This is a genomic window from Rhodococcus sp. AH-ZY2 (assembly GCF_030916465.1).
GTDB lineage: Bacteria > Actinomycetota > Actinomycetes > Mycobacteriales > Mycobacteriaceae > Rhodococcus > Rhodococcus ruber.
Genome location: NZ_CP126458.1, coordinates 4439289 through 4458801, shown reverse-complemented (window position 1 = coordinate 4458801; position 19513 = coordinate 4439289). Strand labels below are relative to the sequence as shown.

The following is a 19513-nucleotide window of genomic DNA, read 5'->3' as shown; positions in this document are numbered from 1 at the left end:
GACGGAGAGTACCTCGACCGGGTGCCGGACCCGTCCTATCGTGGCGTACATGCGCACCCACGGATCGACGATCTGGCACTGGACGGTGAGCCTGCGGGCCATCCTCGTCTTCTGGTTCGTGCGGATCTTCGTCAAGCCGCTGTTCGCCTACTGGCCGGCCACCGACCGCGGGATCGAGGCCCTCAGCCGGCTCGACCGTCGCGTGGACAAGATGCTGCCCCGCCCGCGCAACGTCGACATCGATCCCCTCACCCTCGGCGGGGTTCCCAGTGAACGCATCGAACCGCCGCGTCCCGCCGCGGACTCCCTCGCCGGTGCGACGATCCTCTACTTCCACGGTGGCGCTTTCGTCTTCTGCGGGCTCGCCACGCACCGCACGGTGTGTTCGCTGCTCGCCACCGAATCGGGGGTGCCGGTGTACTCCGTCGCCTACCGGCAGCTACCTGTCGGTTCGATCGGGACGTCCGTCATCGACGCGATGGCCGCGTACACCGGGCTGCTCGAGACGGCCGAGGACCCCACGCGCATCGTCGTCGCCGGCGACTCGGCCGGAGGTTACCTGGCGATGAAGGTCGCCGAGATCGCCGCGCTGCGCGGCATGATCCGCCCGGCCGCGGTGATCGGCTACTCGCCGCTGCTCAACCTCGATCTCGAGGAGCACGATCCCGACTTCATGAAGCGCGACGCGTACCTGCCGATGCGGCAGGTGGAGAAGCTGCGCGACCGCTGGCTCGCCGGCCCCGATCACATCGAAGGCGCCCAGTCCCCGGTCCGCGCCGATCCGGCACTGTTCCCGCCCACGTTCTTCTCCGTCGCCGAATACGAGATCACCCGCCCCGACGTCGAGATCATGACCGAGGCGTTCGACGAGGTGGGCACGACGGTCGAGACGCACCTGTGGGCCGGTCAGGTGCACGCCTTCCCCGTCATCGGGCAGGTGCTGCCCGAGGCGCGGACACTGCTGCAGCACAGCATCGACTTCGCGCGGCGCACCGTCGTTGCGGAGGAGCGTCGCCACACGGCGTGATCCTGGGTGGCCGACCCCCTGGGTGGCCGACCCCCTGGGTGGCCGACCCCCTGGGTGGCCGACCCCCTGGGTGGCCGAATGTCACATTCGGTCGACTGCATCGACGCGATGTGACATTCGGCCACATCCACAACCACAACCACAATCACGCATTGGTGTTCACCGGGTCCGGGGTTGTGGGGAACCCAGCGGACGGGGGACCGTCGTCACCGGCCGCGCACGTGAGACCGAGGGTGTAGGCGCTCATCGACAGCGACCCGTACGCGAAGCCGTCGATCAGCGGTTCGACGAGGTCCTCGCCCACGCCCGCCAGGCCCGCGAAGTACAGCAGCGGCAGGAAGTGGTCCGGGGTGGGAACCGCGTGGTCGAAGTCCGCGTGCCCGTCGAGGGCTGCGACTCCCTCGGGGCGGTCCATGACCATGACCCGCGCGGCGGCGTCGAACCGGTGCGCCCAGTCGAACCCCTCGTCCGGGCGGCGACGATCCATGCCGGCCAGGTTGTGCACGATGTTCCCGCTGCCGACGATCAGCACGCCGCGGTCGCGCAGTGGGGCGAGCTTCGCGCCGAGCTCGAGGTGGTAGTCGAAGTCGCGGTAGGCGTTCAGGCTCAACTGCACCACCGGCACGTCCGCCTCGGGGAAGGCGTGGGTGAGCACCGACCAGGTACCGTGGTCGACACCCCACGAGTCGACGTCCGCACCCACCCACGTCGGATGGACGACGTCGGCGATCTCCTCGGCCAGCTCCGGCAGCCCGGCCGCGGGGTAGTCGACGTCGAACAGCTCCTGCGGGAATCCGTAGAAGTCGTGGATGGTGCGCGGGTTCGGCATCGCGGTCACCGCGGTGGCGTTGATGTACCAGTGCGCCGAGATCGCGAGTATCGCCCGGGGCGTCGGCACCGCGGAACCGAACGCCCGCCACGCCCTGGTGTAGCGATTCGACTCGAGCGCGTTCATCGGGCTGCCGTGGCCGACGAACGCGGCCGGCATGCGCGCGGACGGAGCGGCTGTCACCTCAGCCGAGCCTCGGTCGGAGCCATTCCACCAGGTCGTCGAGTACCTGCTTCTTCTCCGGCTCGTTGAACACCTCGTGGTAGAGGCCCTCGTACAACTTGAGCGTCACGTCCTGCGACCCGACCAGGTCGGCGACGAGCCGGCTGCCGGACGGCGCGGTGAGCCGGTCCTCGGTGCCGTGCTGCAGCAGGATCGGCAGATCCAGCGCGGGGAGCCGGGCCGGCAGGCTCTCTCCCGTGGTGACCAGTGCGCGGGCGATGCCGGCGGGTACGAGACCGTGGTGCACGAGCGGATCGGCTTCGTACGCGGCGACGACGTCGGGGTCGCGCGAGATGCCCGCCGAGTCGAGCTTCTGCACCGGCAGCTGCGGTAGGACGCGCCCGATCACCTTGCCGAGTGCGACGACGGGCCGCGGCGTGCCGGAGGTGACGTCGACGGCGGGACCGGACAGTGCGAGGGCCGTGAGCTCGTCGGGGTGCTCGAGCGCATAGGCCAGGGCGATGGCTCCGCCCATCGAATGGCCCAGCAGGACCCGCGGCAGGCCGGGCTGATCGAACGCGGCGATGCCGACCAGGCGATGCACGTCGCCGGTGAACTGGTCCATGTCCCGCACGAACACCCGTCGGCCGCCCGAGCGGCCGTGCCCGCGGTGGTCGAGGGCGTAGACGACGAGACCCAGCTCGCCGAGGCGCTCGACCACGTGGTCGTACCGGCGGGCGTGCTCACCGAAGCCGTGGCAGAGCACCAGCACGCCTGCGGGGTCGCCGTCGGGCGACCACACGTCGTACACGACGCGGGTGCCGTCGGCACTGGTGAACGAGGTCTCGGTTCGCTGCATGATCGCTCCTCACCGCGTGGGTCCGCCGCCGGCTCGGGCCATCCTTCCACGAAACGGCACCGGATCGGTACGCATTGCGACGACCGCGCGGCGGTGTTCAGCTCTCCGGTCCCGGTGGTGTCCGGCTGGTCATCGACTGGTGCAGCGCGTGGATCAGGCTCGACATGGCTGACGATCGGGGCGCGTCGTTGCGGAGTACCCCGCACACGGGGATGCTGAGCCGGTTGCGCGCCTCGCGCATGTAGGCCAGGCCGGTCCGGGGGGTCTCCGCGGCGGTGCTCGGGTACAGAACCGTCCACGCCCGCGGATTGGTGATGACGTCGAGGGTGGCGGTGTGGTCGCTCGCGATCGACGGCCCGAGCTGCACCCGGCGTCCCACCGCCCGGAAGGCGTCCTCGATCACCGTGTGGATGAGCACCTGGCTGTGCCGGGGCGGCAGGAGCAGCGGGTAGGGCGCGAGATCGCCGAGGTCGACGGTGGAGAACGCGGAGAGCGGGTGCCGGCTCGACGTGACGATGACCAGATCCTCGATGCCCAGGTCCACGGTCTCGAGTCCGGGGCGGTCGACGCCGCCCCTGATCAGGGCGATGTCGGCGTCGCCGCCGGCGACGGCGTCGATCCGGTCGGCGAAGCTCTTGATGACGAACTCGATGTCGACCGCCGGGTACTGCTCCCGGACATGCGCGATGGCGTCGAGGCTCTGGGACGCGAAGGTCATGTTCGCGGCGATCCGGATGCGGTTGCGCGGCTCGCGCGCCACCGAGAACGCCTGCGCTTCGAGGCTCAGCACCTGCTGGGCGATGGGGACCAGGCGCGAGCCGGCCGGGGTCAGCCGCACCATCCGCGTCGACCGCTCGAACAGCGACGCACCGAGTTCCTTCTCGAGCCGAGTGATCTGATGGCTGATCGCGGACTGGGAGATGAAGCACTTCTGGGCGGCCTTGCTGAAGCTCAGCTCCTCGCTGACGGCGAGGAAGTACCGCAGCTGCCGGAAATCCATACCCCCATCCTACTTATGAGCGATCGAGATAAGAGCTCCCCGAATTCGGCAGGTTGGTGGCCTCGACGGCCCCCCGTCCATACGGTGGGTGTCATACATCGACTTCAGTGTGGAGGTAGAGGTAATCGTGAGTAGCACAGCAGTGACCGACCGGACCGAGGTCGTCGTCGTCGGTTCGGGCTTCGGCGCGCTGGCGACGGCGAAGAAGCTCGCCAAGGCCGGGACGCCGTTCGTCCTGATCTCCGAGACCACCGAACATCTCTTCCAGCCCCTGCTGTACCAGGTCGCCACCGGTGTCCTCTCGGCCGGGGAGATCGCTCCGTCGATCCGCTCCATTCTCGCGAAGTACCCGAACGCGGACGTGCGGCTCGGCCGCGTCGTCGACGTACGGCCCGACGAGCACGAGGTCGACTACGTCGCCGGTGGCACCGTGCACACGGTCGGCTACCGGTCGCTCGTCGCAGCGACGGGCGCCCGGCAGGCGTACTTCGGCCGCGACGAGTTCGAGAAGGTCACCTACGCCCTCAAGACCGTGGAGGACGCCGAGCGGCTCCGCCGGCAGATCCTGCGGTGCTTCGAGGAGGCGCACACCACCACCGACCCGGAGCGCCGCCGCAACCTGCTGAGCTTCGTGGTCATCGGTGCCGGCGCGACGGGCGTCGAGCTCGCCGGCCAGATCAAGGAACTCGCGGGCCGCTACTTCGAGCAGTCGTTCCACGACATCAGCGCCGACGACGTGTCCGTCACCCTCGTCGAGGGCGCGGGCGAGGCCCTCCCGGCCTTCGGTGGCAAGCTCAGCGAGTACACCAAGCAGTCGCTGCAGAAGTCGGGCGTCGACGTCGTGCTCGACACGTTCGTCACCGACATCGACGAGCACGGTGCCACCCTGAAGGCGAAGAACGACGAGGAGCGCCGGATCACCGCCGAGACCATCATCTGGTCGGCCGGGGTGCGTGCCAACGACTTCGCCGGCGTCCTCGCCGAGCGCACCGGCTGCGCCACCGACCGCGCGGGCCGGCTGCTGGTCAACCCGGATCTCACCGTGGGCGGCTACGCCGACGTGTACGCCATCGGCGACATGACGTCGCTGAACAACCTGCCGGGGCAGTCGCCCGTCGCGATGCAGGGCGGCCGCCACGTCGCCCGGACCATCCTCGGCAAGCAGGGCAAGGGCACCCCGTTCAAGTACCGGGACAAGGGCAGCATGGCCATCATCAACCGCTTCCGCGCGATCACCCGCGTCGGAAAGATCGAGCTGAGCGGCTTCGTCGCCTGGGTGCTGTGGCTGGCCGTGCACCTGGTCTACATGGTGGGCTTCCGCAACCGCTACGTCGCAGTGATGTCGTGGTTCGGATCCTTCCTCGGTCACCGTCGCCCCCACTTCCACTACGCGCAGGAAGCGGTGAGGCTCGACGCGGACGTCCCCGACGACATGACCGTCTCCGCTGTACCGACCCGGGTGGACCGCGCTCCCGAGAAGAAGCCGGAACCCGAGAAGGTCAGCGTCCGGTAGGACGACTCGACGAGACACCGGGCCCCGTGCCGTTCACCACGAACGGCACGGGGCCCGGTCTTCTCGCGCCCGGGAGTGGTCCGTTCGCCGGAAAGGCGGCGGGTGGATGTGGTTGGATGCGGCATGACGACTCTCGCCGAGAAGGCCGTAGCGCTGAAGTCCCTGCACGTCCCGGGTGACCCGGTGGTGCTGCCGACCGTGTGGGACGCCTGGTCGGCGAATCTGGCCGTGCAGGCCGGTTTTTCCGCGTTGACGATGGGCAGTCATCCGGTCGCCGACTCGGTCGGCAAGCCGGACAACGAGGGGATGACGTTCGAGGAGCTGCTGACCCGGGTCCGGCAGGTCACTGCGGCGGTCGACGTCCCGATCTCGGTGGACGTGGAGGCCGGCTACGGTGAGGTCCCTGCTCGCATCGTCGAGGGGCTGCTGGGTGCGGGTGCTGTCGGGTTGAACATCGAGGACACCGTGCACAGTGAGGGCGGCCGGCTGCGCGAGCCGGCCGAGCACGCCGAGTACGTGGCTGGGTTGCGTGCCGCCGCCGACGCCGCGGGGGTGCACCTGGTGGTCAATGCCCGCACCGATCTGTTCGTCAAGAAGGTCGGGGCCGAGTCGGACCGGGTGGACCGGGCGATCGACCGTCTGAAGCTGGCCGCCGACGCAGGCGCCGATGTGCTCTATCCGGTCGGCTTCCACAGCGACGAGATACAGCGGCGCCTGACGTCGGAACTGCCGTTGCCGGTCAATGCGATCGCCCACCCGGCGAAGAACGATCTCGCGTCGTTCGCTGCTCTCGGCGTTGGCCGGATCAGCTTCGGGCCGTTGCTGCAGGCCACTTTGGCCGAGCGGACGGGCGAGCTGCTGGGGCGGTGGCGCTGACCGGTTCCGCAGCGCGCGTTCACCGACCGCGCCGCGGGTAGACTCCCGGCATTGTGGGAGAGCCTGGAGAACGCGACGCCGTGGACGCCATCGTCGCGCACTGGGCGGTGGCCCGTCCCGAACTCGACGTCTCGGGGCTGAAGGTCTTCGGGCGTCTGCATCGGAGTTTCCTCGTCTACAAGGCCCGGATCGCGCCCACCTTCGAGGAGCACGGGATCAACGATTCGGGATTCGACGTCCTCGCCTGCCTGCGCCGCGCAGTGCCCCATCATCGGCTCACCGCGGGGGAGCTCGCCGAGCAGACGCTGGTCACCACCGGAGGGCTGTCGCTGCGGGTGAACCGGCTCGAGGAGGCGGGCCTGGTGACCCGATCGAAGGACAGCCAGGACGCCCGCGTCGTGTACGTCGAGCTCACCTCTGCCGGCGCCGCGCTCGTCGACTCGGTGGCCGACGCGCACTTCGCCAAACTGCGCGCGATGCTCGGCGACCTCGACGCGGGCGAGCGCGAGACGCTGGCGCGTCTGCTCGCCCGTCTGGAGCGCTCTGCCCGCGCGGCCGAGTTCGATGCTGCTGCCGATTCGGGTGCCGATCGTCGGGTCTGACGGTCCGGCCGACAAAAAATTTCGAGAAGGGCTATGACGCCCGCCACGCCGCTGTGACCTGCGTCTCCTCCGTTTCGCGGCCGTGAATGCGGCGTAACAACCGGCTGATCTGGGCGTTCGAGCCTTGACCTCTTTGCGCTAAGACGCTACAAATCTCTTAGTGCAAAGATATCGATTCGGCGCGCACCACCCACCGCGAACACCGTGGTCCGCGTCCCTCCCCACCGAACGGACCTCCCTCATGCCCATTGCATACGCGTCCCCCCTCCAGGCGGGAACCGCCGAGCACGCCGAGTCCGTCGACACGGTCGACGAGATCCTCGTCGCCGGCCGCTGGCGGCGCGGCCTCGGGGAGCGCCTCGACTCCATCGACCCCGCGACGGGCCGGGTCTTCGCCGGCTTGCACACGGCGACCGTCGACGACGTCGACCAAGCTGTCACCGAGGGACTTCGGGCCGCGCACGGCGGATGGTCGTCGCTGCTCCCGCACGAACGGGCCCGGGTGCTGCACCGCATCGGCAACGCCCTCGACGGCGAGGCCGAACGCGTCGCCCGGTTGCAGACCCTCGACACGGGCAAGACCCTGGCCGAGACCCGGGCTCTGGTTGCCAGCGCCGCCAACACCTTTCGCTACACGGCGGCCGCTCTCGAGACGATGGACTCGGCCGTGACCACGCCCCGGGGGCCGTGGCTGACCATGTCGACGTACCAGCCGATGGGTGTCGTCGCCGCGATCACGCCGTGGAACTCCCCGATCGCGTCCGACGCACAGAAGATCGCCCCCGCGCTCGCCGCCGGCAACGCCGTCGTGAGCAAGCCGCCGGTGTGGGCCCCGTGGGTGACCCTGCTCCTCGCCCGCATCTGCGAGTCGGCCGGTCTGCCCGCCGGCGTCCTCTCGGTCCTGCCGGGTTCGGGGCGCACGGTCGGTGAGGCGCTGGTCCGGCATCCCGATGTCGCCAAGGTCAGTTTCACCGGCGGCACCGACACCGGTCGCCACCTCGCGCACCTGGCCGCCGACAAGCTCATGCCGATCACGCTCGAACTCGGCGGCAAGTCCCCGACGATCGTGTTCGAGGACGCCGACCCCGAACAGGCCGTCGCCGGCGTGCTCTACGGCATCTTCTCCTCGACCGGGCAGAGCTGCATCGCCGGATCGCGGATCTTCGTGCACCGCAGCATCGCCGAGACCTTCACCGCCGAACTCGTCCGGCGCGCAGCGGCGCTGCGCCTCGGACCCGGCACCGACCCGCGCACCCGGGTGGCCCCGCTGGTCACCTTCGCCCACCGGGACCGGGTGGCCGCCATGGTCGACGACGCCGTCGCCGACGGGGCCCGGGTGCTGTGCGGGGGCGCGATCCCGACCGACGAACGGCTCACCTGCGGTGCGTACTACCCGCCCACGGTGCTCACCGGGGTCGACAACGCCGCGACGATCTGCCGCGAGGAGGTCTTCGGCCCGGTGGCCGTCGTGCTGCCCTTCGACGACGAGGAGGACCTGATCGCGCAGGCGAACGACTCGGTGTACGGGCTGGCCTGCGGCATCTGGACCGCGGACTACCGACGGGCGTGGCGCGTGGCCGGCGCGGTGAAGGCGGGCACCGTCTGGATCAACACCTACAAGCAGTTCAGCATCTCGACTCCCTTCACCGGTCTCGGCGACAGCGGTCTCGGCACCGAGAAGGGACGCGAGGGCATCCGTCAGTACTGCGACCAGAAGAGCATCTACCTCGACCTGTCCGGCGAACCGATCGCCTGGGCCACCCCCGACCCGACAGAAACCCGAAAGGACCCCTCCCGGTGACCGATTCGACGACCGCGACCCACGACCGCACCGCTCACCCGTACAGTCCCGCCTACGCCGCCGCCGGCTTCGGGTTCGTCTCCGGCGCCCTGTCGGTCGACGAACACGGCATCGCCGTCGACGGCACGACCGCCGCCCTCGACGCCGCGATCGCCCGCCTCGGCGAGCGCCTGGCGACCATCGGCATGACCCTGTCCGACGTCGTCAAGACGACGTACTTCGTGACCGACGTGACGCTCCGCGACCAGGCGAACCGCCACTACGAGAAGATCTTCGCCGCTCCCCGCCCAGCCCGCTCGTTCGTCGAGGTCGCCGCCCTGCCCTACGGCGCCACCGTCGAGATCGAAGCCGTCGCGTACCGCGCCTGAACCACCCACCGCACGAAAGGACCACCGACATGGCCGCACCCGAGAAGACCGATCTCGAAACCCTCATCGACTCCTGCATCGCCAGCCGTGACAGCCGCTACGAGGACTGGGACACCCTCGGCTTCCAGGCCGCCAAGGGCGGAGACCGCTTCAAGCGCGCCCAGATCCGCTACATCGGGTCCGGTGCCACCGGCAACCACGAGGGCGACGCCCGCACGCTGCCCGCCGAGCACTTCACCCTGTCCAACATGCGGCTGCCCGCCGGCGCGGTGGGGCCCGAGCACACCCACCACGACGTCGAAGAGGTGTTCTTCGTGCTCGAGGGCGAGCTCGAGGTCGCGGTCCACGACGTCGAGGACGGCACCCGCAAGGCCGTCCGCCGGCTCGGTTACCGCGACATGATCCGCGTGCCCGCCGGAGTGCCGCGCAGCCTCGCGAACGTCGGCGACACCGACGCGCTGTTCTGCGTGATCATCGGCGCCGCCAAGCCGCAGCTGCCCACCTACCCGCCGAGCTCGGAGATGTACGGCGTCACCCGCTGACGCCACCGAGAAGACCCGCCGACAGGGAGATCCCCGATGGAGCAGTCCGTCCGACGTCGCCTCCGCGTCCACCAGAAAACCTGGGAGGCAGACGGAGTCACCAGCGTGACGTTCGTCGATCCGACCGGCGCCGCGTTGCCGCAGTGGCAGCCGGGTGCGCATCTCGCCCTGCACCTGCCGAACGGGGTGGTGCGCGAGTACTCGCTGTGCTCGGATCCGCAGGACACCACGCGCTGGTCGGTCGCGGTGCTGCGCGCCGAGCGTTCCCGCGGCGGCAGCGCCTACGTGCACGAATCGTTGCAGATCGGCGCGGAGATCGACGTCGACGGACCGCGCAGCGCCTTCGCCCTCGACGACGCCGCGACCGAACACGTCCTCGTGGCCGGCGGTATCGGCATCACCCCGATCGTCGCGATGATGCGGCAACTGCGGGCCGAGGGACGGCCGTGGCGCCTGCTCTACGCCGGACGCTCCCGGGCGGCGATGGCGTTCGTCGACGAGATCGCCGCCGGACCCACCGGGCAGGTGACCGTCCACGCCGACGACGAGGCCGGTGGTCTGCCGGACCTCGCGGGGACGCTGTCGGGTCTCGCCCCGACCGCCGTCGTCTACTGCTGCGGACCGGCACCGCTCATCGATGCGGTCACCGCCGCGGTCCCGGACCCCGGTCAGGTCCGCACCGAGCGGTTCGCGGCCCCGGAACCGGCGCCGCGCTCGGGGGAGGACACCGCCTTCGACGTGATCGTCGAGAGCACCGGCCGGCGCATCCCGGTGCCGCCGACCGTGTCGGTGCTCGACGCCCTCACCGCCGCCGGTGTGCCCGTGCCGAACTCGTGCACCGAAGGTATCTGCGGGACGTGCGAAGTCGGGGTGATCAAAGGCGACGTGGACCACCGCGACTTCCTGCTCACCGAGTCCGAGCACGCCGCCGGATCGACGATGTTTCCGTGCGTGTCCCGGTGCCGCTCTGCCGAACTCGTGCTGGATCTGTGAGAAGGGAACCGGAACGCATGTATCACCACCAACTTCCGCGCTACAGCGACTCGCCCGTCTGCCGGCTGCGCGCCCTGCGCTCGGTCACCCTGTCGGTGCCGGATCCGGCCGCCTCGCGGGACTTCTACCACGAGGCCTGGGGGCTGACGACCGTCGAGGCCGACGGGGATCGATTCTGGTTGCGCGCCACCGGCCCCGAGCACCACGTGCTGACGGTCGAACGGGGGGAGACCAACGCCCTCGGGCGCATCAGCCTCGCCGTCGCCACCCCGCGTGAGATCGACGACGCCGCACTGGCCCTCGACCGGCTCGGCATCCCGATGCTGCGCACACCGGGCCCCCTCGACGACGCCGGCGGCGGCTACGGGCTGCAACTGGTCGATCCGGAGGGACGCTGCCTCGAGCTGTCGGCCGATACCCACGCCGTCACCGAGCAGGAACCGGCGGGACGCCGCGCCGTTCCCCGCAAGATCGCCCACGTCGTGCTCAACACGACCGACATCGAACGCACCACCGCCTTCTACACCCAGGTGCTCGGCATGCGGGTCTCCGACTGGTCGGAGCGGCAGATGTCCTTCCTCCGCTGCAACTCCGACCACCACGTCATCGCGCTCAACCGGGCGCCGTGGCCCTCACTCAACCACGTGGCGTACGAGATGCAGAGCCTCGATCACTTCATGCGCGGCATCGGCAGCCTGAAGGCCCACGGCATCGCGCCGCAGTGGGGCCCGGGCCGGCACGGTCCCGGCGACAACACCTTCTCCTACTTCACCGACCCGGCAGGCCTGGTGTGCGAGTACACCTCCGAGGTCGCCCAGATCGACGAGGACGCCTGGCTGTGCCGCACCTGGAAGCGCACCCCGGAACTGTCCGACCAGTGGGGGACGGCCGGACCGCCCACCACGACCGTGCGTTCCGCCATGGCGGGCAGCCCCGACCCGGGGCACCGCGACCGTGTCGAGGCCCGCGACGCCGGCTACTTCTACGGGGCCGCCGTCGCGGCCGGGGCGCTGTCGTGACCCCCGCGCACCTGCACGTCGAGCGTCTCGGGACGGGAGATCCGGTGCTGATGCTGCACGGCATCGGCGGGAACGCGAACTCCTGTGCACCGCTCGCGGCGGAACTCGCGGCCCGCGGACATGCGACCTACCGGCTCGATGCCGCGGGGTACGGTCGCTCCGCCGACCCGGCCGGCGTCCACCACGACCACGCGGGGGACGTCCTGACCGTCCTCGACGACATCGACCCGGACCGGCCCGTTCACCTCGTCGGAACGTCCTGGGGTGGTGTCGTCGCGCTCGAGGTCGCGCGCCGCCGGCCCGGCCGGGTCCGCACGCTCGTCCTCGCCGACAGCACCCGGGGCTCGGGCACGTCACCCGCCCGCGCCGCCGCCATGCGCGACCGCGTCCCGGCGCTGCGCGCCGCCGGCCCCGAGCGCTTCGCGGCCGAACGCGCACCGAAACTGACCGCACCGGACGCGGCCGAGCACGTGCGGGCTCGCGTCGCCGCCGACATGGCGGCCGTCCGCCCCGCCGGGTACGCGGCCGCCGCCGAATGCATGGCGTCGACCGACCACGGGCCGATCCTGCACACGCTGGCCGTCCCCACCCTCGTGGTGGTCGGCGAGCACGACCGCGTCACCGGCGTCGCCGAGTCGCAACTCCTGGCGGACGCCATTCCCGGGGCGCGGCTCACCGTCGTCACCGGTGCGGGTCACGCCGCGATCCAGGAGCAGCCCCGTTTGGTCGCCGGCGCACTCGTCCGATTCTGGGAAGAGGTGGCGTGATGAGCGGAACCGTCGTGGTGACCGGTGCCGGGCGCGGACTCGGCTACTGCATCGCCGAACGGCTGTGCGCCGAGGGACGGCGCGTGGTGATCGCCGAGCGCAACGCGGCGAACGCCGAAGCCGCCGCCACCGCCCTGCGCGACCGCGGCGGCGAGGCGATCGCGGTGGTCACGGACATCGCGGACGCCGCGTCCGTGCGCGCTCTGGCGGTGCGCGTCGCCGAGGAGGGGCCGCTGGTGGGCCTGGTCAACAACGCCGCCGTCGCCGACGGTGTCGGCGGGGACGCCTTCTGGGAACTGCCCGAACCCGAGTTCGACCGGATCACCTCGGTCAACGTGCGCGGCACCTGGCTCGTGACCAAACACCTGTGGCCGCTGCTCGCCGCCGCCGGCGGCGCGATCGTGAACATGGCATCCGACGTGGCGTTCTACGGATCACCGCGGCTCGTCCACTACGTCGCCTCCAAGGGCGCAGTCGTCGCGATGACCCGTTCGATGGCCCGGGACGCCGGCCCCCACGGGGTGCGGGTCAACGCCGTCGCCCCCGGGCTCGTCCGGGTCGAGGCCACCGAGTCCGTTCCCGCCGCCCGCTACGCCACCTACGCGCAGGGCCGCGCCCTCCCGCGCGACCAGACCCCCGAGGACGTCGCCGGGGTCGTCCGGTTCCTCCTCTCGGAGGACGCCGCCTTCGTCACCGGCCAGACCGTCGTCGTCGACGGCGGATTCGTCCTGAACTGACCTGCTCGCCCGGCGAGCACCCGAACTCACGGAGAACCCATGGACCTGCACCTCACCGGACGCACGGTGATCGTCACCGGCGCGAGTTCCGGGGTCGGCCTCGCCACCGCCCGGATGCTCGCCGCCGAAGGCGCCCGCGTCGCACTCTGCGCCCGCGACCTCGCACGCCTGCGCCGCGCCGCCGCCACCCTGGCGGCCGACCCGGCCGACGTCCTGACCGCCGCGTGCGATGTCACCGACCGGAACTCCGTGCAGGCCTTCGCCGATGCGGTCGTCGACCGGTTCGGCGGCATCGACGGAGTGGTGTGCAACGCCGGGCGTTCACTGATGTCGACACTCACCGACACCACCGACGAGCAGATCCGGGACGAGTTCGAGCTCAAGATCTTCGGCGCGCTGCATCTGATCCGCGCGGCCCGGCCGGCGCTCGCGAAGTCCGATGCGGCCTCCGTGGTGGTCGTCAACGCGATCCTCGCGCGGCAACCCGAACTGCGGCTCGCCGTCACCTCGGCCGCCCGTGCCGGACTGCTCAACCTGGCGCAGTCCCTCTCCGGGGAACTCGCCCCCGACGGCATCCGCGTCAACTCGGTGCTGCTCGGCCTCGTCGACACCGGCCAGTGGCAGCGCCGGCACGCCGAATCCGGCGCCGGCCGCGACTTCGACGAGTGGAGCGCCGAGATCGCCGCCGACCGCGGAATCGGACTGGGCCGCTTCGGAACTGCGGACGAGGTCGCCTTCCCCGTCACCACCCTGCTCTCACCCCGCAACAGCTACGTGACCGGCGCGACCGTCGACGTCGGCGGCGGAGTCGGACGCTACGTCTGACCCCCAGCGGTCATCTGCAACGGAGGAACCATGGACACCCCCTCGACCGAGCCGGCCCGGCGCACCACCGGCGGCGACGTCCTCGTGTCGGTCATGCGCCGGCACGGCATCGACACCGCGTTCGGCGTCGTCAGCATCCACAACCTGCCCCTCGTCGAGGCCGTCGCCCGCGACCTGAACTTCGTCGAGGTGCGGCACGAGGCCGCGGCGGTCAACGCCGCGGACGGGTACGCCCGCGCCTCGGGCCGCATCGGCGTGGCACTGACGAGCACCGGAACCGGCGCCGGCAACGCCGCCGGATCGATGATAGAGGCGCTCACCGCCGGCAGCCGCGTCCTGCACGTGACCGGCCAGATCGAAAGCGAATTCCTCACGCCCGAACCGGCCTCGTCGAGCCGCGGCGTGATCCACGAATTCCCCCGGCAACGGCAGATGCTCGATGCCGTGTCCGCCTACGCGGCGACGATCACCGACGCCAAGGACGCCGAGGCGGAACTCGAGGCCGCGATCGGCCGCGTCCTGTCGGCACCGCAGGGGCCGGCGAGTGTCGAATGGCCCACCGACCTGCAGTATCTGGCGTCGCCGGACGAGCAGCGGGCGGCCGATACCCGGATCGCACGGCCACCGGCCCCCAACGCTGCTGCGCTGGACCGCGCCGCCGCGGTGCTCGCCTCCGCCGAGCGGCCGCTGCTGTGGCTCGGTGGGGGTGCCGCCGGCGCCGGCGACGAACTGCGTGCCCTCGCGCACCGGCTCGGGGCCGGGATTCTCACCAGCAACTCCGGACGGGGCATCGTGTCCGAGGACGACGACCTCGTCGTCGGGAACTTCGCGGCCTCCCCCGAGGTCGCCGGGCTCCTCGCCGACGCCGACGTCCTGCTCGCCGTCGGAACCCACTTCCGGTCCAACGAGACCAAGAGCTACCACCTCGCACTGCCGGCGACCCAGGTGCAGATCGACGTCGATCCCGCCGCGATCGGCCGGGTGTATCCGGCCACGGTCGGCATCGTCGCCGACGCCCGCACGGCACTGCGCGGCATCCTCGACGCGCTCGACGGCGCCGGCCGGCGCGACGACTGGGCGGCCCGGGTCCGAACGGTGCGCGAGCGCAGCCGGGCCGCACTCACCGAGTACATCGGCGGCTACGCCGAGATCTGCGAGGGCATGCGCCGCGTGCTGCCCCGCCGGTCCGTGGTCGCCCGCGACGTGACGATCCCGTCCAGCCAGTGGGGCAACCGCCTGCTGCCGTTCTACGAGCGGGAGACCAACATCTTCCCGCTCGGCGGCGGCATCGGGCAGGGCCTGGCCATGGGACTCGGTGCGGCCCAGGCCCGCCGGGACGTGCCGACGGTCGTGATGGCCGGGGACGGCGGTCTGGCCGTGCACCTCGGCGAGCTCGCCTCGCTCGCCGGCACCGACGCGTGGTGCGTCGTGCTGGTGTTCAACGACGGCGGCTACGGCGTTCTCCGGAACATGCAGGAGGCCAACGGTTTCTGTCGGTCCGGGGTGGACCTGCACACGCCGCGGTTCGATCTGCTCGCCGCGTCGATGGGCATGCCGTACACCCTCGTGCAGCGGCCCGGCGTCTTCGAGGCCGCATTGGCCGAGGCGGTCGCGGCGCGCCGGCCCGCCCTCGTCGAGGTCGACGTGACCGCACTCGACCCCCCGCCCGGACCGTTCGTCCCACCGGTGCACGTGCCGACGGGAGGTGCGCGATGAACTCGCCGGCCGAGGCGCTCTGGTGGGCCGGCGGGCAGGCCGAGACGGCGTTGCGCGACGGCCGCGCGGTGCACCTGTGCGCCGCGGGTGCCGATGCCGAACCCGCCCTGCGCGCGGCGGACCGTCACGAATCCCTGCTGCGCAGCCTGATCCTCGCCGATCCCGTGCTCGACGTCGACACCGTCGCCGGCGTCCTCGGCCGGATCACCGTCCCCACCCTGGTGGTGGCCTCCGCGCTCGGCGACGACACCGATCTGTCCGTACCGCAGCGCCTCGCCGGCGAGATCGACAACGGAGTCTTCGTCGTCGTCGACGGATGTCCGGCGCCCGTCCACCTCACGCGGCCCGAGTCGTTCGCCGAATGGGCGAGCGCCTTCGCCGCCATCGCCGAGGGACTCGCCGCCCGCTACCGCTCCGGGCTCGCCGCCCCCACCCCCACATCGAAGGAGTTCTCGCGTGAACCGCACCGCGACGGCACGATCCGCCGAACCGTACCTGGAACCCCGACAGACCCATCCCGATCCGCTGACCCCCTACGAGGACAAGCTCGCCGGTTCCCTGATGGAGATCTTCGGGACCGGCACCCACGACCTGCCCGGTGTCGTCGAGGGACTCAACGGCCTGGGGCTGCACGGCCCCGACGGCCGGCCCTGGACCGAGGACACCTTCCGCGCCGAGATGCGACGACTGGGGAGATGACATGACCACCTTCGAGACCACACAGACCACCCCCGGGGGCTCGCGCCCGACCGGACCCCGATTCGCCGTCGGCACCCGCCGGCCGATGGACGCCGACGAGATCGCCGCGACCGGCCTGCGCGACCGCTGGTATCCGATCCTCCCGTCGCGCATGGTCGAACCGGGCGCCATGGTCAAGGTCACCCGCCTCGGCGTGGACTGGCTGCTGTTCCGCGACGCGCGGGGCGCAGTCCACATGCTCGAGGACCGGTGCCCGCACCGCAGCGCGCCGCTGTCCGTCGGCCAGCACCTCGGTGACCGCGTCGCCTGCCTGTACCACGGCGTGCAGGTCGACGGCACCGGCACCGTCGTCTCCGTGCCCGGCATGCCCGGATGCGCGCTCGAGGGCAAACGCGCGACCGCGTCGCTGTCGGTGGTCGAAGCCGCCGACACGATCTTCGCGTTCGTGCCCCTGACCCACGACTCCGTGCCCACCCCGTTCGTGCTGCCGGACCGGCTCGCGGACGACGAGGTGTCGTGGTTCCCGAACTACGCGGAGTGGGCCGGGCCGTGGCGGTTCTACATGGACAACGTGCTCGACCCGATGCACGGGGCGTTCCTGCACCGCAATTCGCACTCGATGTTCGGCGGCGATACCTCGGCGCGGTTCCGGATCCGCGAGACCGACCGCGGGTTCTTCTTCGAGAAGACCGACCAGCGCGGCGTGAACTTCGACTGGGTGGAATTCGTGCGCGGATCGATGGACTACGTGGACCTCGAGATCCCGTACGCCCCCAACGCCGGTCCCGGCGGGGTCTTCGGCATCGTCGGGATGTGCACCCCGATCGACCGGGACCACTCCGCCATCTTCCACTGGCGCACCCGGCGGGTGTCGGGCTGGGAACGGGAGGCGTGGCGCTTCCTGTACCGGACCCGGCTCGAGGAACGGCACTGGGAGGTCCTCGAACAGGACCGCGCCGTCCTCGAGGCGCTGGCCGCGGACGCCGACGTCGAGGAACACCTCTACCAGCACGACCTCGGTGTCTCCCGGATCCGCCGGATCTACCGGGCCGACGCGAAGCAGCAGGCGGCCGTGCTCGCGGGTGTGCCGGCATGAGCGGCGGGACCCTGATGCTCACCGTCGTCCTGCGGCACGACCAGAGCCGGAACCTCGAACAGTTGCAGGGCCGGCTCGACGACGCGGACTGGTGGCACGGGTTCCCGCCCGAGGGGTGCGAGGTCGTCTCGTGGGTCGTCGCGATGGGGATCGGCCAGATCGTGACCCTGCGGCTGCCCGCCGAGCGGCTGGCCGCCGTCAACGTCGAACTCGAGCGTCGCGCGTGGGGCGTGTTCCGCACCGAGTGCTACCCGACCTACGACTTCGTGCCGGTACGCGAGCGGTTGACCCGCGAATCCGACGCACGGGTGGTCCGATGAGCCGCGTCGGCCACCCGTCCGTCCCGGAACCCCCGCGGCCGGGCATGTTCAGCAACGCCCGCGTCGTCGGCCGGCACTTCTTCGTCTCCGGTATGCACGCCGGCACCCCCGACGGTCCCGTCGGCGGCGGCGACGTCTACCGGCAGGCGCGGGAGGCGTTCCGGCGCACCCGCGTCCTGGTCGAAGCCTGCGGGGCGCAGGTCGACGACATCCTCGCCCTGCGCATCTACGTCACGGACATCGCGGACAAGGCCGCCGTCGGGCGGGCCCGGGCGGAGGTGTTCCACGGCGACTTCCCGTGCTCGACCCTGGTCGAGGTGTCGGCCCTGGTCGAGGCCGGCCTCGGCGTCGAGGTCGAGGCACAGGGCATCATCTCAGCGACCGCGACGGCGGACGCGTAATCTTCCGTTTCGACGCCCGTGGCAGGGCATCGACCGACCCGAGGACGCCATCATGCGCGGAACCGACAGCACACCGTCCCTCACCCGAACCGATGAGGACTCGCCCAACTGGCTGGTCCTCGTCCTGACCTTCGTCGCCGTCGTCCTCGACGGCTACGACACGATCGCCCTGGGCCTGTCGGTCCCGGCACTCGCGAGGGACTGGGGCGTCGCCCCGTCCCACTTCACTCCCGCGCTGTCGCTGACCAGCGCCGGCGTCGCGCTCGGCTACCTCGCCTGCGGCCGGCTCGTCGCCCGGTTCGGTGCCCGCCGCGTCGTGCTGGCGGCCGTGGTGGTGTTCACCGTCGGTTCGCTGCTGACCGCGTTCGCGTCGACGATCACCGAACTGACGGCCCTGCGGGTGCTGACCGGACTCGGTCTCGGCGCGGTGCTGCCCGCCGCCGTGTCGCATGCGACGGTGCTCAATCCGCCCCGGCTGCGGCAGTCCATCGCGGTGTTCGTCACGATGGGCATCTCGCTCGGTGCGCTGCTCGCCGGCCTGGTCGGCACGCGCCTGATCGCCGCGTTCGGCTGGGAGTCGGTGTTCCTCGCCGGCGCCGCCGCATCCGCCGTCCTGCTGCCGCTGCTGCGGATCGGACTGCCCGACGGACGCGCCGCCGCCGGTGGGCCCGCACCGGAGGCCACGACGTCGGCGGCGCGGCAGGCCTCCGTCGCGCGCCTGTTCGACCCCGGTCTGCGCAGCCGCACGCTGCTGCTGTGGGGCTTCTCGTTCCTGATGTTCACCGTGTACTACATCTTCTCGTCGTGGCTGCCGACGCTGCTGACGAGCTACGGGTTCTCGGCGAGCCTCGCGCCGCTGGGGTCGGCGGCGCTCGGTATCGGCAGCATCGTCGGCGCGGCGGTCCTGATGATCGGCGCGCTGCGGTTCCGGATGTCGTCGGTGCTCGTGGTCACGACGTCGCTGGCGATCGTCTTCCTCGTCGTGTCCGCGTTCCTCGGCGCCGACAAGGTGCTGCTGCTGATCGTCTTCGGTGGAGTGGGGCTCGGCGTCCAGGCGGGCATGATCGGCCAGACCGCACTGTCGGTCTCGATGTATCCGCAGGCCACCGCGACGACGGCGGTGGGCTGGTCGGCGTCGATGGGCCGGCTCGGCTCCGTGGTCGGGCCCGTCCTGGGCGGCGCACTGATCGGCCTCGGCGTCCCCACCGGCACCATCGTCCTCGTCGCCTGCGTCCCGGTCCTGGCCGCCCTGGTCCTCATCGCGGTGCTCGGCCGGATCACCGCGCCGAACGCGCTCTCGAAGACGGAACCCGCCGTCGTGCCCGCCCGCCGCTGACGCGGCCGGTGTGTCCTTTGGGCTG

Annotated in this window: 21 protein-coding genes; 18 read left to right on the top strand and 3 right to left on the bottom strand. The window is 71.1% G+C overall.

Translation table 11 applies throughout. The features are described from left to right. The first annotated feature begins 49 nt into the window (after positions 1-49). Complete coding sequence (locus QNA09_RS21445; RefSeq protein ID WP_026137545.1) at positions 50-1027, top strand: alpha/beta hydrolase; 978 nt, start codon at positions 50-52, stop codon at positions 1025-1027. 145 nt (positions 1028-1172) lie between these two features. Here QNA09_RS21445 and ygiD read toward each other — a convergent pair whose 3' ends face one another. The 3 genes from ygiD to QNA09_RS21430 form a co-directional block, all read right to left on the bottom strand. Further along, positions 1173-2015, bottom strand: a complete 843-nt coding sequence (ygiD, locus tag QNA09_RS21440) for a 4,5-DOPA dioxygenase extradiol (RefSeq protein WP_010595757.1) — start codon at positions 2013-2015, stop codon at positions 1173-1175. Positions 2016-2040: 25 nt separating this feature from the next. Continuing rightward, entirely contained in the window at positions 2041-2877 is an 837-nt protein-coding gene (locus QNA09_RS21435; protein ID WP_010595756.1) for an alpha/beta hydrolase, read from the bottom strand. A 97-nt stretch (positions 2878-2974) separates the two neighbouring features. Further along, a complete protein-coding gene (locus tag QNA09_RS21430) occupies positions 2975-3877 on the bottom strand; it encodes a LysR family transcriptional regulator (protein WP_119700131.1) in 903 nt (300 codons plus the stop codon). A 142-nt stretch (positions 3878-4019) separates the two neighbouring features. On the opposite strand from QNA09_RS21430, the gene QNA09_RS21425 reads away from it, so the two are divergent. The 17 genes from QNA09_RS21425 (at position 4020) to QNA09_RS21345 (ending at position 19488) form a co-directional block, all read left to right on the top strand. Continuing rightward, positions 4020-5390, top strand: a complete 1371-nt coding sequence (locus QNA09_RS21425) for an NAD(P)/FAD-dependent oxidoreductase (RefSeq protein ID WP_010595754.1) — start codon at positions 4020-4022, stop codon at positions 5388-5390. 123 nt (positions 5391-5513) lie between these two features. Next, positions 5514-6266 carry an isocitrate lyase/phosphoenolpyruvate mutase family protein gene (locus QNA09_RS21420; protein WP_010595753.1) on the top strand — a complete coding sequence of 251 codons (753 nt, stop codon included), beginning with the start codon at positions 5514-5516 and terminating at the stop codon, positions 6264-6266. Positions 6267-6346: 80 nt separating this feature from the next. After that, the gene (locus tag QNA09_RS21415) at positions 6347-6868 is read left to right on the top strand and encodes a MarR family winged helix-turn-helix transcriptional regulator (protein WP_010595752.1); all 522 of its coding nucleotides are present in this window, start codon (positions 6347-6349) and stop codon (positions 6866-6868) included. Between the two features lie 241 nt (positions 6869-7109). Beyond that, a complete protein-coding gene (locus QNA09_RS21410) occupies positions 7110-8669 on the top strand; it encodes an aldehyde dehydrogenase (RefSeq protein ID WP_308072071.1) in 1560 nt (519 codons plus the stop codon). After that, positions 8666-9037: a RidA family protein gene (locus tag QNA09_RS21405; RefSeq protein ID WP_010595750.1), complete on the top strand. Its 372-nt coding sequence runs from the start codon at positions 8666-8668 to the stop codon at positions 9035-9037. The genes QNA09_RS21410 and QNA09_RS21405 overlap by 4 nt, the downstream gene beginning before the upstream one ends. A 29-nt stretch (positions 9038-9066) precedes the next feature. Continuing rightward, a complete protein-coding gene (locus QNA09_RS21400; protein ID WP_010595749.1) occupies positions 9067-9579 on the top strand; it encodes a cupin domain-containing protein in 513 nt (170 codons plus the stop codon). A gap of 105 nt (positions 9580-9684) precedes the next feature. Beyond that, complete coding sequence (locus tag QNA09_RS21395; RefSeq protein ID WP_048771697.1) at positions 9685-10572, top strand: PDR/VanB family oxidoreductase; 888 nt, start codon at positions 9685-9687, stop codon at positions 10570-10572. A gap of 17 nt (positions 10573-10589) precedes the next feature. Further along, positions 10590-11591, top strand: a complete 1002-nt coding sequence (locus QNA09_RS21390; protein ID WP_010595747.1) for a VOC family protein — start codon at positions 10590-10592, stop codon at positions 11589-11591. Next, complete coding sequence (locus tag QNA09_RS21385; RefSeq protein WP_017679758.1) at positions 11588-12358, top strand: alpha/beta fold hydrolase; 771 nt, start codon at positions 11588-11590, stop codon at positions 12356-12358. The genes QNA09_RS21390 and QNA09_RS21385 overlap by 4 nt, the downstream gene beginning before the upstream one ends. Then, positions 12358-13095 carry an SDR family oxidoreductase gene (locus QNA09_RS21380; RefSeq protein ID WP_017679757.1) on the top strand — a complete coding sequence of 246 codons (738 nt, stop codon included), beginning with the start codon at positions 12358-12360 and terminating at the stop codon, positions 13093-13095. Before QNA09_RS21385 ends, QNA09_RS21380 begins: the two co-directional genes overlap by 1 nt. Before the next feature lie 39 nt (positions 13096-13134). Continuing rightward, complete coding sequence (locus QNA09_RS21375; RefSeq protein ID WP_048771479.1) at positions 13135-13920, top strand: SDR family oxidoreductase; 786 nt, start codon at positions 13135-13137, stop codon at positions 13918-13920. Positions 13921-13950: 30 nt separating this feature from the next. Then, the gene (locus QNA09_RS21370) at positions 13951-15636 is read left to right on the top strand and encodes a thiamine pyrophosphate-binding protein (protein WP_308072070.1); all 1686 of its coding nucleotides are present in this window, start codon (positions 13951-13953) and stop codon (positions 15634-15636) included. 456 nt (positions 15637-16092) lie between these two features. Next, the gene (locus QNA09_RS21365; RefSeq protein WP_003934497.1) at positions 16093-16335 is read left to right on the top strand and encodes a recombinase-like helix-turn-helix domain-containing protein; all 243 of its coding nucleotides are present in this window, start codon (positions 16093-16095) and stop codon (positions 16333-16335) included. Position 16336: 1 nt separating this feature from the next. Next, positions 16337-17431 (top strand): Rieske 2Fe-2S domain-containing protein, encoded by a 1095-nt coding sequence (locus QNA09_RS21360; RefSeq protein ID WP_040270992.1) that lies wholly within the window; start codon positions 16337-16339, stop codon positions 17429-17431. Continuing rightward, a complete protein-coding gene (locus QNA09_RS21355) occupies positions 17428-17751 on the top strand; it encodes a hypothetical protein (RefSeq protein ID WP_017679754.1) in 324 nt (107 codons plus the stop codon). Before QNA09_RS21360 ends, QNA09_RS21355 begins: the two co-directional genes overlap by 4 nt. Continuing rightward, entirely contained in the window at positions 17748-18152 is a 405-nt protein-coding gene (locus QNA09_RS21350; RefSeq protein ID WP_010595737.1) for a RidA family protein, read from the top strand. The genes QNA09_RS21355 and QNA09_RS21350 overlap by 4 nt, the downstream gene beginning before the upstream one ends. Positions 18153-18204: 52 nt before the next feature. Continuing rightward, positions 18205-19488 (top strand): MFS transporter, encoded by a 1284-nt coding sequence (locus QNA09_RS21345; protein ID WP_119700123.1) that lies wholly within the window; start codon positions 18205-18207, stop codon positions 19486-19488. Positions 19489-19513 lie beyond the last annotated feature (25 nt).

Coding starts and splice junctions, on each gene's coding strand:
- QNA09_RS21445 (WP_026137545.1), top strand. CDS start 50: ATGCGCACCCACGGATCGACGATCTGGCACTGGACGGTGAGCCTGCGG.
- ygiD (WP_010595757.1), bottom strand. CDS start 2,015: ATGCCGGCCGCGTTCGTCGGCCACGGCAGCCCGATGAACGCGCTCGAG.
- QNA09_RS21435 (WP_010595756.1), bottom strand. CDS start 2,877: ATGCAGCGAACCGAGACCTCGTTCACCAGTGCCGACGGCACCCGCGTC.
- QNA09_RS21430 (WP_119700131.1), bottom strand. CDS start 3,877: ATGGATTTCCGGCAGCTGCGGTACTTCCTCGCCGTCAGCGAGGAGCTG.
- QNA09_RS21420 (WP_010595753.1), top strand. CDS start 5,514: ATGACGACTCTCGCCGAGAAGGCCGTAGCGCTGAAGTCCCTGCACGTC.
- QNA09_RS21410 (WP_308072071.1), top strand. CDS start 7,110: ATGCCCATTGCATACGCGTCCCCCCTCCAGGCGGGAACCGCCGAGCAC.
- QNA09_RS21400 (WP_010595749.1), top strand. CDS start 9,067: ATGGCCGCACCCGAGAAGACCGATCTCGAAACCCTCATCGACTCCTGC.
- QNA09_RS21390 (WP_010595747.1), top strand. CDS start 10,590: ATGTATCACCACCAACTTCCGCGCTACAGCGACTCGCCCGTCTGCCGG.
- QNA09_RS21380 (WP_017679757.1), top strand. CDS start 12,358: ATGAGCGGAACCGTCGTGGTGACCGGTGCCGGGCGCGGACTCGGCTAC.
- QNA09_RS21375 (WP_048771479.1), top strand. CDS start 13,135: ATGGACCTGCACCTCACCGGACGCACGGTGATCGTCACCGGCGCGAGT.
- QNA09_RS21370 (WP_308072070.1), top strand. CDS start 13,951: ATGGACACCCCCTCGACCGAGCCGGCCCGGCGCACCACCGGCGGCGAC.
- QNA09_RS21360 (WP_040270992.1), top strand. CDS start 16,337: ATGACCACCTTCGAGACCACACAGACCACCCCCGGGGGCTCGCGCCCG.
- QNA09_RS21355 (WP_017679754.1), top strand. CDS start 17,428: ATGAGCGGCGGGACCCTGATGCTCACCGTCGTCCTGCGGCACGACCAG.
- QNA09_RS21350 (WP_010595737.1), top strand. CDS start 17,748: ATGAGCCGCGTCGGCCACCCGTCCGTCCCGGAACCCCCGCGGCCGGGC.
- QNA09_RS21345 (WP_119700123.1), top strand. CDS start 18,205: ATGCGCGGAACCGACAGCACACCGTCCCTCACCCGAACCGATGAGGAC.